The 12,402-nt window shown below is 70.6% G+C and carries 11 protein-coding genes; 5 read left to right on the top strand and 6 right to left on the bottom strand.

Annotated elements, in window-relative coordinates; translation table 11 throughout:
- The first annotated feature begins 53 nt into the window (after positions 1–53).
- A complete protein-coding gene (hemN, locus tag TSO352_RS02845; RefSeq protein ID WP_109105864.1) occupies positions 54–1,466 on the top strand; it encodes an oxygen-independent coproporphyrinogen III oxidase in 1,413 nt (470 codons plus the stop codon).
- 130 nt (positions 1,467–1,596) lie between these two features.
- On the opposite strand, the gene TSO352_RS02840 is transcribed toward hemN, so the two are convergent.
- The gene (locus TSO352_RS02840; RefSeq protein WP_158284511.1) at positions 1,597–2,451 is read right to left on the bottom strand and encodes an EF-hand domain-containing protein; all 855 of its coding nucleotides are present in this window, start codon (positions 2,449–2,451) and stop codon (positions 1,597–1,599) included.
- Positions 2,452–2,843: 392 nt separating this feature from the next.
- On the opposite strand from TSO352_RS02840, the gene TSO352_RS02835 reads away from it, so the two are divergent.
- Complete coding sequence (locus TSO352_RS02835) at positions 2,844–3,266, top strand: SH3 domain-containing protein (protein ID WP_247871864.1); 423 nt, start codon at positions 2,844–2,846, stop codon at positions 3,264–3,266.
- Between the two features lie 136 nt (positions 3,267–3,402).
- The gene (locus TSO352_RS02830) at positions 3,403–4,347 is read left to right on the top strand and encodes a hypothetical protein (protein WP_247871863.1); all 945 of its coding nucleotides are present in this window, start codon (positions 3,403–3,405) and stop codon (positions 4,345–4,347) included.
- On the opposite strand, the gene TSO352_RS33390 is transcribed toward TSO352_RS02830, so the two are convergent.
- Positions 4,341–4,511, bottom strand: coding sequence for a hypothetical protein (locus TSO352_RS33390; protein ID WP_199231463.1), 171 nt, complete (start codon positions 4,509–4,511; stop codon positions 4,341–4,343). The genes TSO352_RS02830 and TSO352_RS33390 overlap by 7 nt on opposite strands.
- A gap of 402 nt (positions 4,512–4,913) precedes the next feature.
- Between TSO352_RS33390 and TSO352_RS02825 the strand changes: the two genes are divergently transcribed.
- Together TSO352_RS02825 and TSO352_RS02820 are read left to right on the top strand one after the other, a co-directional pair.
- A complete protein-coding gene (locus TSO352_RS02825) occupies positions 4,914–5,558 on the top strand; it encodes a tRNA-uridine aminocarboxypropyltransferase (protein ID WP_247871862.1) in 645 nt (214 codons plus the stop codon).
- A 174-nt stretch (positions 5,559–5,732) separates the two neighbouring features.
- Complete coding sequence (locus TSO352_RS02820) at positions 5,733–6,311, top strand: protein-tyrosine-phosphatase (protein ID WP_109105860.1); 579 nt, start codon at positions 5,733–5,735, stop codon at positions 6,309–6,311.
- Positions 6,312–6,338: 27 nt separating this feature from the next.
- On the opposite strand, the gene TSO352_RS02815 is transcribed toward TSO352_RS02820, so the two are convergent.
- From TSO352_RS02815 to TSO352_RS02800, 4 genes are all read right to left on the bottom strand, one after another.
- The gene (locus TSO352_RS02815) at positions 6,339–6,530 is read right to left on the bottom strand and encodes a hypothetical protein (protein WP_109105859.1); all 192 of its coding nucleotides are present in this window, start codon (positions 6,528–6,530) and stop codon (positions 6,339–6,341) included.
- Between the two features lie 103 nt (positions 6,531–6,633).
- Entirely contained in the window at positions 6,634–9,459 is a 2,826-nt protein-coding gene (locus tag TSO352_RS34205; protein WP_109105858.1) for a methyl-accepting chemotaxis protein, read from the bottom strand.
- 62 nt (positions 9,460–9,521) lie between these two features.
- On the bottom strand, positions 9,522–10,097 hold the full coding sequence (locus tag TSO352_RS02805) for a chemotaxis protein CheW (RefSeq protein ID WP_109105857.1): 576 nt from the start codon (positions 10,095–10,097) through the stop codon (positions 9,522–9,524).
- A 10-nt stretch (positions 10,098–10,107) separates the two neighbouring features.
- Positions 10,108–12,387, bottom strand: a complete 2,280-nt coding sequence (locus TSO352_RS02800) for a chemotaxis protein CheA (protein WP_247871861.1) — start codon at positions 12,385–12,387, stop codon at positions 10,108–10,110.
- Between the last annotated feature and the right edge of the window lie 15 nt (positions 12,388–12,402).

Raw genomic sequence — 12,402 nt, 5'->3', positions numbered from 1 at the left:
AGCTTGACGTACATCAAGGCACGGGGCGGCCCGGCTGCGGCACTCTGTCGCTCATGAACGCCATCACCGCCCTGGCCGGTCGCCCGGCCCCCGTCAAGTCCCCGTCCCACGGTGTCGACGCCGCGCTGCTCGCCAAGTATGACGGGCTGCGGGTGCCGCGCTACACCAGCTACCCGACCGCGCCGCACTTCACGCCGGACGTGAACGGCGACGTGTATGGCGGCTGGCTGGCGGCGATCGAGCCGTCGCGGTCGGGATCGCTCTACCTCCACATCCCCTTCTGCCAGAAGATGTGCTGGTACTGCGGCTGCCACACCAAGATCGTCGCCCGCTACGAGCCGATCGCCGAGTATCTCGGCCATCTGCGGCGCGAGGTCGGCATGGTCGCCGACCGCATTCCCGGCCGGCTGGCGGTGCGCCACATCCATTTCGGCGGCGGCACCCCGACGATGATGGCGCCCGCCGATTTCGAATCGCTGATCGGCCTGCTGCGCGAGCGTTTCGACATCGCCGCCAACGCCGAGCTGGCGGTGGAGATCGACCCGCGCACCCTGACGGCGGAGATGGCGGCGGCGCTGGGCCGCGCCGGGGTCAACCGCGCCTCGCTGGGCGTGCAGGACTTCGACGCCGTGGTGCAGGAGGCGATCAACCGCGTCCAGCCGCGTGCCGTCACCGAACAGGCGCTGGAATGGCTGCACGGCGCCGGCATCGACAGCATCAACCTCGACCTGATGTACGGCCTGCCGCACCAGTCGGTGGAGAGCGTCACCCGCTCCGCCGAGATCGCGCTGGAGATGGCGCCCGACCGCCTGTCGGTCTTCGGCTACGCCCATGTGCCGTGGATGAAGACCCACCAGAAGAAGATCGACGAGTCGGTGCTGGCCGACTCGCTCGGCCGCTGGGAGCAGTTCGCCGCCATCGCCGACACGCTGGCCGCCGCCGGCTACAGCGCCATCGGGCTGGACCATTTCGCCCGCCCCGGCGACGAGCTGGCGGTGCAGCAGGAGGAAGGGCGGCTCGGCCGCAACTTCCAGGGCTACACCACCGACGACGCCGAGGTGCTGCTGGGCTTCGGCTCCTCCTCCATCGGCGCGCTGCCGCAGGGCTATGTGCAGAACGCCGTGCCGTTCGACCATTACGCCGCGGCGATCGAGGAAGGCCGCCTGCCCACCGCCAAGGGCATCGCCCTGACCGAGGACGACAAGGTGCGGCGCGACCTGATCATGCGGCTGATGTGCGACCTGTCGGTCGACACCGCCGCGATCGCCCGCGCCCATGGCCTGGACGAGGGCGCCTTCGACCCGGAACTGGCCGGCATGGCCGATCTGGTCGCCGACGGCGTGGCGGTGGTGGAGGGGCGGCGTGTCCATGTCCCGGAAGCCGCCCGCCCGCTGATGCGCATCGTCGCCGCCCGCTTCGACACCCACCTGTCCAAGGGGGCCGGCCGCCACAGCCGCGCGGTCTGAGCCGGCGCTCGCCCAAAAGAAAAGGCGGGCAAAAGAAAAGGCGGGCAAAAGAAAAGGCGGGCAAAAGAAAAGGCGGCCGGCGCCACCCGCCGACCGCCTTCCCCCGTGCCGCGCAGCCGAACCCACAAGGCTACGCGGCAACCTCGTTGATGCCCTGCATCAGCGTGCGGAGCATGTCGCCGCTCAGGCGGTTCGACGTCACGCCGTTTGTCTGCTGCGTGCCGACGCCGAGGCCGGCCATTCGCTCCTCCTCCGACACATAGCCGTCCTTGTTGGTGTCCAGCGGGTCGTAGCTGGTCGAGCTGCCGGCCGACGCGCTGCTCGCCGAGGTGGACGACGAACTGGCCGAGGACGAGGACGAAGAGGTCGAGGACGTGGCGGAGGTGCTGTCCGAATCGCTGCTCGCCGAGCCGCTGTCGTTGGCCGGCGGCGGGGGCGGCGGCGGACGGTTGGCCTCGGCCTGCTTCAGCGCGCTGGTCAGCTCGTCCTGCGAGACGGTGCCGTCCTCGTCGCTGTCCAGGCTCTTGAACAGGTCCGCCGCCATGCTGCTGCTGTCGCTGGTCGACTGGCCGGTCGCCGACAGGGCGGAGGACAGGGCCGACCCCAGCTCGTCCGCGCTGATGCCGCCGCTGCTGTCGCTGTCGATGCTGGAATAGAGGTTCTGGGCGAACTGTTGCTGCAGGCTGCTCGCCTGTTCCTGCGCCGCCAGCAGGGTGCTGCCGCTGCTGTAGTCGAACTGGCTGCCGAAGGAGCTGAACTCGGTCGCGTTGAGCGAGCCGTCGCTGTCGCTGTCCAGGCTGCTGACCAGACCGTCGACCGCCTTGGAGAGCTTGGAGCTGTCCGAACTGGCGGACGTGCCGCCGAGCGCGCTCAGCAGCTCGTCCTTGGACAGGGACGAATCGCTGTTGGCGTCCGCCTTGGAGAAGAATTTCTGAAGCGTCGCCGCGGTGCTGGTGCTGCCGTAGCTGCTGAGGGACGAAATCATGGCCGGATGCCCCCGTTTGATGGACTGCCGTCGGGTCGTGGACGCTCGGTGGGTTGGGCCGTTGGATTGGGCCGGTGGGCTCGGCTCGGGCGTCTCGATGGACAAGATACGCGGGGGTGGCGGAGACTCCTGCGCGGGGAACGGCAAAATATTCGGCATTTTAGAGAAATTGTTCCGGCCGGGCGGCGACCTGAAATCCGGCGACCCAAAAAGCGCATAGCGAATCTGGTTGCGCTGCGGTGGCGAAGGACGCCCCGCCTCCTGTATGGTCGCGTCGACGGTCGTCCAACCTCTGCGAACCCCCCGCGAAGCACCGGCCCATAAGGTGAGTGATGATTCGGCGTGCGCGTACCTTGCCCCGTTTGACTGGCCCCAAGTTTCTTGCGCCCGTGATGCTGGCCCTGACCACGCTGATGGTCCCCGGCTGCATGCCGCGCGAGCGCATTCCCAACGCCCCGACGGTGCGCACCGCGCCCGAAACCGGGGCCGGGCTGGAGCCGGTCTATGGCGAGTGGGAGGTCGACAAGGCGACGCCGCTCTACGCCCAGCCGACCACCGGGTCGGGCGTCGTCGCCACGCTGGGCGCCGGGCAGGCGGTGACCGCCGTGGGCAAGGTGCGCAACAGCGACTGGATCGCGGTGAAGACCGGCGGCTCCACCGCCTATGTCCGGCTGCACCTGCTGCGGCTGAAGGGCAACACGCCGCGCGGCACCCGCGGTACCAGCACGACGCTGGCCAAGCCGGTCGACAACGCCGGGCCGAGCATCAAGGCCGCGCCACGCCACAAGATCGGCGCCAGCCCAATCGCGAACTGATCCCGATCGCGAACTGATCCCGATCGCGAAGTGATCCGGTCCGACTGAACAGGGGACGGGAGTCTCAGACTCCCCCTCGACACGGCTCCATGATAGAACATATCAGGAACATATGCCTGTCGAGCGGAGTCTGGTCATGCCCACCCTGCCGTCCTCAACCCTGGCGGCGCCCATCCTGCCGGCGCCCATCCTGTCGGCAGACGATCCGTCGCGCGACCATGCCGGCCGGCTGGCCGAGCTGCGCGCACGCATCCGGCGGATCGAGGGCGCCGGCGGGGAAGGGGGGCGGACGCTGCCCTTCGGAGTGGAGGCGGTCGATGGCCATCTGCCGGACGGCGGGCTGCCGCTGGGCTGCCTGCACGCGGTGACGGCGGAGGATGCCGGGGCCGGCACCGCCTTCGCCGCGGCGCTGCTGGCGCGGCTGGCGACGCCGCGGGCGCCGGTGCTGTGGATCCTGCGCGGGCGCGACCTGCACGCCCCCGGGCTGGCCGCCTATGGGCTGACGCCCGACCGGCTGGTCGCGGTGCGGGCGGTGCGGGCGGTCGACGCGCTGTGGGCGATGGAGGAAGCGTTGCGCTGCTCCGCCCTGTCGGCGGTGCTGGGCGAACTGGGGGCGGTGGACCTGACCGCCAGCCGGCGGCTGCAACTCGCCGCCGAGTCGTCGGGGGTCACCGGCCTGCTGCTCGACCTCGGCCCGGCCCGTCGCCAGGGGGGTGCCAAACCAGAGACGATCAGCGCCGCGGTGACCCGTTGGCGGCTGGAGGCGGCGCCCAGCCGGGACGACGCGGAGGATGCGGCATGGCGCCCGGCGGAAGGGCTGCCGGAGCGGCTGGGGCCGGGTCTTGGAACGCCGCGCTGGCGTGTCGCGCTGGAGCGCTGCCGGGCCGGCCGGCCGGGACACTGGGTCCTTGGCTGGGAGCGGGGCGTCTGGCGGGAGATGGGGGACGACGCCGTCACCGGGAGGCGTCCCGACGGCGGTCATCCTGACCGATGGGCGGCATCATGGCCGCCGCAATGGGGGGCGCAACGGACGGCGCTGCCGGATTCCCGGCATCACCGTCTGTCGGGGGCCGGTCAGTAGTTGCTGGTCCAGTCGGGGTCGCGGCGGATGTGCTGCTCCGACAGGTCGGGATCGGTCATCCAGCGGGGATCCTCGGCGTGCAACGGCAGTTGGCGGGCGAAGTCCGCGGCGTCCGTTTCGCGGCGCTGCTTCAGCAGGCGGTCGGCGAGATGGGCGGGCAGCATGGCAGGTCTCCTTCTGAGCGTCGGATGAACCGTGGATCAGCCCTGTGGCCGTCCTTGGCCCAACCGTCCTGTTTGCCTGGATCCTATTACGCAAGTTCCAGGCCAGCTGTGAGTCGCGTCACACGAGTCCAATGACACACGACGAACTCTCTACAAACGGTTTATACGAACCAACACCAACCGCGGATCTGTCGTACATGCCGGGACGGCGGCGCCGGTCTTTTCCACCTTTGTCCCCGTCCGTGGTGAGATGTGGTTCCCTTCGGCGCCGTTCCAACCCATATTCCCGCCGAATATCGGTGAATCCCGTTCAAGGAATGCGTACCTCCCATGCACAGCGACACCGCACCCGACTCTTGCCCCACCTGCCTGAAACCTAATCACCTGTGCATTTGCGAGGCAGTGCAGCCGATCGACAACGGCGTCTTTCTGCTCATCCTGCAGCACCCGCAGGAAAAGCGGGAGAATTTGGGCACCGCCCAGATCGCCCACCTGCAATTCGCCAACTCGATGGTGAAGGTCGGTCTCAGCTGGCCCAGCCTGCGGCGCATCCTGGGGCGCGAGGTCGATCACAAGCGCTGGGGCGTGCTCTATCTCGGCCCGGTGAAGCCCGGCGACGCCGGCAGCCGGCCCGAAGTGGGGGTGGTCGACCGGAACGGCGAGCCGTTGCGCGACAGCGCCGCAATCCTGGACGGGCTGGAGGGCGTCATCGTGCTGGACGGCACCTGGAGCCAGGCCAAGACGCTGTGGTGGCGCAACGCGTGGCTGCTGAAATGCCGCCGCATCGTGCTGCACCCGCGCTTCCGCTCGCTCTATGGCCAGGCCCGCAAGGAGCCGCGGCGCGAGAGCGTCTCCACCCTGGAAGCCGGGGCCTTCCTGCTGTCGCGGCTGGAAAGCGATCCGACGGTGTTCGACACCGCGCTGAAGCCCTTCTCGCTGCTGCTGAAGAAGCTCCGCACCCCGCGCCCCCGCCGCGACGCGGATACGTCCGCGCCGGACGGCATGGCGGATGGCGACATGGCGGATGGCGGGGACGGGGAGGGCTGACGCGCCGGCCGCAGCGGCCACGCCGCTGCCGGGAGGCGGTGTCGGTGGTGTTCGTGCACGAATGGCTGCCCGCGAAAGTCCGCCGGTTGACGGCGGAGCGGAGCGGGGTGCCAAATGCCGCCCCCTCCGGTCCCCTCCCTGCCTTCCCCCTCCCTGCTTTCCAGCGAGAGAATCATGGCCAACGATTTCGTCCCCTTCGGCCTGACCGTCTGCGGTCTGAGCGAGCTTTGCGACTTCGGCGGCGGCAAGGTCAGCCATGTGCTGTCGATCCTCGACCCCGAGATGACGGAGCCCAGCGCCTTCGGCGACTATGGCGAGCATGAGCGGCTGGAGCTGCGCTTCCACGACATCATCGAGCCGACCCGCGGCCAGATCGCGCCGGAGCGCGCCGACGTCGAACGCATCCTGGCCTTCGGCCGCGACCTGCTGGCCGACCCGGTGGACTGCCGCCACCTGCTGGTCCATTGCCACGCCGGCGTGTCGCGCTCCACCGCCGCGCTGACGATGATCCTGGCCCAGGCCTGCCCGGACCGCCCGGCCGCCGACGCGGTGGCCGCCGTGGTCGCCATCCGCGCCCAGACCTGGCCCAACCTGCGCATGATCGAGTTCGCCGATAACATCCTCGGCCGCAACGGCGACCTGATCGCCGCCGTGCGCCAGCGTCATTTCACCCTGGGCAAGCAACGCCCCGAACTGGTCCAGTTCATGATCGACAACGGCCGCGTCCGCGAGGTCGAGGATCTGATCGACTGAGGACGCGGAAAACGGTCGCTGGGCCTCTCAGCGGATCGGTGCGGTGACCACGTCGACCGAGGTGCTGGCGACGGTGCCGACGACGTCCACCGCGGTGCCGGCGAGGCTGGCGGCGCCGCTCGCCACGCCGGTAACGGCGCCGCAGCCGCCCAGCAGCAGCAGGGCGGCGAGGGGGAGAAGGCGGCGGATCGGGCGCTTGGGCGTCGGGCGGCGGGACATGAAGCGTCCTCCTGAAACGAGTTCGGTGGGGATTGCAGCACGCAATCCCCACCGATTCGTTAATTCCGGCTTTTAGCGCAAAGGCCCGATCGGCGCCGCCCGATCAGAACTCCTTCCAATCGTCGTCGTCGCTGACGCTGTGCTTCAGCACGGCGACCGGGGCGCCGCCGCGGGCCGGGGCGTCGGGGCGGGGCGCCGGACGGGTGGTGGAGGCCGTGGCGCCGTTGCGGGCGGCGGGCTTGGCCGCCGGCTTGGCGGCGGTGCGGACCGGGGCGTGGGCGGCATGGGTGGCGGCGGGAGCGGCGCGGCGGGCCATCGGCGCGATGGGGGCGGCGGCGCGCGGTGCGGCGGCGCCATAGCCGGCCCCGGCCGCCTGCTCGAACTTGAAGAAGCCGACCAGCGCCTTGAGGTCGCCGGCCTGACCGCTCATCGCGTGGGCGGCGGCGGTGGTTTCCTCGACCAGCGCGGCGTTCTTCTGGGTCATCTCGTCCATGTTGGCGACGGTGGAATTGATCTCGTCCAGCGCCGTCGCCTGCTCGGTCGAGGCCGAGGCCATCTCGGCGATCAGCGTCGCCACCTGCTGCACCCCCGACACGATGCCGTCGAGCGCCTGACCGGCCTTGCGCACCAGATCGACGCCGTCCTTGACCTGGGCATCGCTGTCCAGGATCAGGCCCTTGATCTCCTTCGACGCCTGGGCGGAGCGCTGGGCGAGCTGCCGCACCTCCTGCGCCACCACGGCGAAGCCGCGCCCGGCGTCGCCGGCCCGCGCCGCCTCGACCGCCGCGTTCAGCGCCAGCAGGTTGGTCTGGAAGGCGATCTCGTCGATCACCCCGATGATGTCGGAGATCTTCTGCGACGACTGCTCGATCCGGCGCATCGCCTCCACGGCGTTGGTCGCCACGCTGCCGCCGCGCGACGCCGCGCTGCGGGCCTCCGTCGCGTAGCCGTTGACCTTCTGGGCGTTGTCGGCGTTGGACCGCACGGTGGCGGAGAGCTGTTCCATGCTGGCCGCGGTCTCCTCCAGGGAGGAGGCCTGCTGCTCGGTCCGCTCCGACAGGTCCATGCTGCCTTCGGCGACCTCGCGGCTGGCGACGGCGATGGAGGCGGCGGCCTGGTCGATGCGCTGCACGATGCCGGACAACTGCTCCACCGTGCCGTTGAAGTCCTCCTTCAGCCGCTGGAACACGCCTTCGTACTGCTTGTCGATCCGGCGGGTCAGGTCGCCGCGCGACAGCGCCTCCAGCATCGTCGCCAGCTCTTCGGTGACGCCGGCGACGTTCTCGGCCAGCCGGTTGATGCGTTCGCTGACCAGACGGAAGAAGCCGCTCTTGCCGTCCAGCCCGATGCGGTGGCTGAAGTCGCCGCGCACCGCGCTGTCGACCATGTCGCCGATCTCGGCCTCGATCGCCAGCTCCTCGGTCAGGTCGCGCCATTCGACGACGGTGCCGAGCTTCTCGCCCTGGCGGCTGACCACCGGATTGGCGACGATCTGGAAGGTGCGGCCGCCGGTCTTGGCGATGCCGCGGTGGGTCTGGGTCAGGTCGGCGAGCAGGTGGCGCTGGTGGCCCGGTTCACGGTGGAAGGCGTCGAAGTTCCGGCCGACCAGCGTCCGGCAGTCGAAGCCGGGCAGCGAGGCCTTCAGGTCGGCTTCCGCGTGGCGGAACATCGCCATGATCGAGTCGTTGGCGTACAGGATGCGGCCGTCGGTGTCCGCCATCATGATGTTGGCCGACACCCGCTCCAGCGCGATGCGCGAGCGCAGGGCCTCCACCGCCTCGTCCTTGAAGGCGGCGACGGCGCGGGCCATGTCGCCCAGCTCGTCCCGCTGGCCGGTGTGCGGCACGGTGACCGCCAGCTTGCCGTCGGTCAGGTCGGCCATCACCCGGCGGATGCCGGTGACCGGGCCGATGATCGAGGCGGCGAGGCGGTTGGCGGCGACGACGCCGATCACCAGCGACAGCAGCCCCAGGACCAGGGTCAGCCGGATGGTGAAGGCGGCCTCCCGCCCGGCCTCGTCCTCGACGGCGGCGGACCCCTTGGCGATGGCGGCGACGATGCCGTCGATGGCGGTGTTGATCGCGGCGGCGGCGGCGGCGAGGTCGTCGGCCAGCCGCTTCGCCTCGTCGTTCGCCGCCATCGCGTCGCGGAAGGCGGCGCGGTAATCGGCGGCGCGGGCGTCGATCTCGCGCAGCGCCGGTCCGATCGTCGCGGCCAGCGCGGTGTTGCCGCGGGTGCCGGCCAGCAGCCGGGCGAGGCTGTCGCCCATCGCCTTGCCCTCGCCCTCGACCTGGGCGGCGGCGGCGGCGTCCCGCAGGCCGAGCGCGCGGTTGGCGACGAAGCGGGTCATGATCCAGTGCTTTTCCGCCTCCTGCACGTCGAAGGCGGCGGCCTTTTCCCCGGCCCCTTTTTCCCCGGCCGCGGCGATCACCTGTTCCAGCAGCGTGGTCACGCGGGCGCCGACCGGGTCCATCCGGTCGTGCAGGGTGCGGTCGGCGCGCTCGCGTACGGCGCGCACGGCGTCGAACCGGGCGTGGTAGGCGGCGTGCAGCGTGTTCAGCTCGGCGAAGGCGGCGGCCTGCGGCGAGGCCTTCAGCCGGGCCTGCCGTTCGGCCATCGCCGCGTCGAAGGCGCCGCGCAGGACGCGCAGCCGCTCCAGCGCTTCGGGCGTGCCGAGGTTGATGTACTCGCGCGTCTGCAGGCGCTCGGCGGCCAGCTTGATTTCCAGATCCTTGGCGAAGACGGCGAGGTCGCCCGCGGCGATGACGCCGTCGATGCGGCGGTTCATGCCGTCGAGGCCGAAGACGCCGACGCCGGACTGGGCGGCGATCAGCACCAGCAGCAGGCCGAAGACCAGCCAAAGGCGCTTGGCGATCCGCATGTTGCTGAGGATGGATCCGGATTTGGCGGTCGTGCTGTCGCTGGCCATCGCTGGGTCTTCCCTTCGTGCTTCTTGTTCGTCGGCCTTGCGCGGTGCCCTGGGTCGGCGCGTCAGGTCTGTTCGGGCAGCGCGGCGCGCGGCGTGGCCTCGTGGTCGACATGCTCGCCGGCGAACAGCTTGTCGACGTTCAGCAGGGTCACCATCCGGTCGTCGGCGGTGTAGAGGCCGCTGAGGTATTCGGCGTCGATCAGGCCGCTGTCGACGTCGGGCGGCGGCTTGATCGCGTCGGGGCCGATGGCCAGGATGTCGGAGATGGCGTCGACCAGGATGCCGCGGGTGCGCTCGCCCACCTGCATCACCACGACGACGTGGCGCTTCGTCACCTGGGTCATGCCGCCGCCGAAACGGGCGCGCAGGTCGAAGATCGGGATGATGATGCCGCGCAGGTTGATCACGCCGCGGACATAGTCGGGCAGGTTGGGAAGCCGGCTTTCCGGTGTCCAGCCGCGGATTTCCCGCACGGCCAGGATGTTGACCCCGTATTCCTCGGCGCCGACGGTGAAGGTGACGTACTGCTCCTCCGTCCCGTTGCCGGCGTTGTTGAGCGCCTGCAGGTCGGTGCGGCCGTCGCCGGAGCTTGCGCTGCGGCTGCCGCCGACGGGGGCGATTGCGGTGGAACTGCTCATCGCTTGGGCCTCAAACCGGTTGGCGTTGACGCTGGTCGGCCTGATCCTGCAGGGCGGGCAGGGCCGATGTGGTGGTGGGCGCGGTGGTGGTGGTGCCGGAATGCCGGCTCATCTCGCGCAGGCCGGCGACGTCGAGGATCAGCGCGACCCGCCCGTCGCCCAGGATGGTCGCGGCGGCGACCCCGTCCAGGCGGCGGAAATTGGCCTCCAGGCTCTTGATGACGACCTGCTGCTGGCCCAGCACCTCGTCGACGACGAGGCCGAGGCGCGAGCCGTCCTCCGTCTCCACCAGCACGACCAGCCCGCGGGTGGCGTCGTCGATGGCCCGGGGGATGCCGAACAGCCGGTGCAGGTGGACCAGCCGGACATACTCGCCGCGCGCCATCATGACGTCGCACTTGTTGACCAGCCCGTGCAGGTCGGCCGGCTTGGGCCGCAGGCTCTCGACGATGTTGGTCAGCGGCAGGACGAAGCGCTCCTCGCCGACCGAGATCACCATGCCGTCGAGCACCGCGAGCGTCAGCGGCAGCGACAGCACGAAGCGCGACCCTTCGCCCGGCGCCGAATAGACGCCGATGCGGCCGCCCAGGCTGGAGATGTTCCGCCGCACCACGTCCATGCCGACGCCGCGGCCGGACAGGTTCGACACCTGGTCGGCGGTGGAGAAGCCGGGCAGGAAGATCAGGTGGTCGATCTCCTCGTCGGACAGGCTGGCGCCCGGCTGGACCAGTCCCTTTTCGATCGCCTTCGACAGCACCTTGGCGCGGTTGATGCCGCGGCCGTCGTCGGTCACCTCGATCACGATGCGGCCCGACCGGTGGGCGGCCGACAGGTGCACGGTGCCGGCGCGCGGCTTGCCGATCCGCTCGCGCTCGTCCGGGCCCTCCAGCCCGTGGTCGATCGAGTTGCGGATCATGTGGGTCAGCGGATCGACGAGGTTCTCCACCACCGTCTTGTCCACCTCCGTCGTCTCGCCCGAGGTGACCAGCATCACCTCCTTGCCGGTGGCGGCGGCGCATTCGCGCACCAGCCTCGGCATGCGCGAGAAGACGCTGGAGACCGGCTGGGCCCGGATCGACATCACGCTCTCGCGCAGCTCGCGGGTGTGCTGGGCCAGCCCCTCCAGCCCTTCCCGCAGCTCCTGGAACTGGCCGGGCGGCAGGTCGCGCAGATGCTCGGCGATCATCGCCTGGGTGATCACCATCTCGCCGACCATGTTGACCAGCCGGTCGATCTTGTCGAGATCGACCCGGATGGTGTGGGTGGTCGGCCCGGCATGGTCGCCGCCGTTGCCGTTGGCCTTGGGCTTGGCGCCGCCGGGCGGCGGGCCGGACGGGCTGGAGGTCGTCGCCGCCGGCGGGGCAGCCGGGGCGGCGGTGGGCGCGGCCGGTTCGGGCAGGTTCGCCGGAGCGGCGTTCGCGGAAACGGCCTCCGCCGGAGGGATGACGGCGGGCGGCGGCGCCTCGGCGCTGATGCGGATGTCGCAGTCGTCGGCGACGAATTCGAAGACGTCGTCGATCCGGGCGCGGTCGACGCCGGCGTCGGCCAGCAGGGTGACCGTCCAGGACAGGTGCAGCAGCTCGGCGTCGAGGTCGCGCAGGGACGGCAGCCGGTCCAGGTGGCAGACGATCTCCGCCTCGCCCAGCCGGCGCAGGGCGCGCAGCATGTAGGTCGGCTCGTTGCCGGACAGCAGCAGCTCGGCCTTGGGGCGGAAGACGATGGTCCAGCGGACCTTGCCGTCCGGGATGGCGCCGGGGAGGGCCGCCGCCGGGCGGTCGTCGCGGGCGGCCTGGATGGCGGCCAGCGCGTCGCCGAAGATGCCGGCCTCGTCGTCCTCGTCGTCGGGGAGGAGGGCGGCGGGCTCCGGCGGCGGGGCGGCGGCTCCGGGTGCCGGGTCGGCCTTGCCCAGGAAACGGCGCAGCGCCGCGACGGTGTCGTCGGTGGTGCCGGCCGGGGCCTCGGTGCCGTCGGCGGCGTAGGACAGCATCTGCGCCAGCACGTCGTTGGCGCGGATCAGCGTGTCGACCAGCCCGGTGGTGACGGGGATGTCGGCGTTGCGCACGCCGTCCATCACCGTTTCAAACTCGTGGGCGAAGGCGACCAGCTCGCCGAAGCCGAAGGCGCCGCCGCCGCCCTTGATCGAATGGACGGCGCGGAAGATCGCGTTGACCTCGTCCATGTCGACCCCGCCGGGCGCGAGGCGCAACAGCCCGGCCTCGGCGACGGCCAGCAGTTCGGCGCTTTCGTCGAAGTAGGTCTGTTTGAAGCGGCTGAGATCGTCCACGGGCATTCCCCTTTGCCGGCG

It is taken from the genome of Azospirillum sp. TSO35-2 (genome assembly GCF_003116095.1).
Lineage (GTDB): Bacteria > Pseudomonadota > Alphaproteobacteria > Azospirillales > Azospirillaceae > Azospirillum.
The sequence above is the reverse complement of the archived record's forward strand: the minus strand, read 5'-3'. Positions and strand labels throughout refer to the sequence as shown.

What these genes read in the sequence shown, in the direction of transcription:
- hemN (WP_109105864.1), top strand. Translation starts at nt 54, where the DNA reads ATGAACGCCATCACCGCCCTGGCCGGTCGCCCGGCCCCCGTCAAGTCC.
- TSO352_RS02840 (WP_158284511.1), bottom strand. Translation starts at nt 2,451, where the DNA reads ATGATTTCGTCCCTCAGCAGCTACGGCAGCACCAGCACCGCGGCGACG.
- TSO352_RS02835 (WP_247871864.1), top strand. Translation starts at nt 2,844, where the DNA reads ATGCTGGCCCTGACCACGCTGATGGTCCCCGGCTGCATGCCGCGCGAG.
- TSO352_RS02830 (WP_247871863.1), top strand. Translation starts at nt 3,403, where the DNA reads ATGCCCACCCTGCCGTCCTCAACCCTGGCGGCGCCCATCCTGCCGGCG.
- TSO352_RS33390 (WP_199231463.1), bottom strand. Translation starts at nt 4,511, where the DNA reads ATGCTGCCCGCCCATCTCGCCGACCGCCTGCTGAAGCAGCGCCGCGAA.
- TSO352_RS02820 (WP_109105860.1), top strand. Translation starts at nt 5,733, where the DNA reads ATGGCCAACGATTTCGTCCCCTTCGGCCTGACCGTCTGCGGTCTGAGC.
- TSO352_RS02815 (WP_109105859.1), bottom strand. Translation starts at nt 6,530, where the DNA reads ATGTCCCGCCGCCCGACGCCCAAGCGCCCGATCCGCCGCCTTCTCCCC.
- TSO352_RS34205 (WP_109105858.1), bottom strand. Translation starts at nt 9,459, where the DNA reads ATGGCCAGCGACAGCACGACCGCCAAATCCGGATCCATCCTCAGCAAC.
- TSO352_RS02805 (WP_109105857.1), bottom strand. Translation starts at nt 10,097, where the DNA reads ATGAGCAGTTCCACCGCAATCGCCCCCGTCGGCGGCAGCCGCAGCGCA.
- TSO352_RS02800 (WP_247871861.1), bottom strand. Translation starts at nt 12,387, where the DNA reads ATGCCCGTGGACGATCTCAGCCGCTTCAAACAGACCTACTTCGACGAA.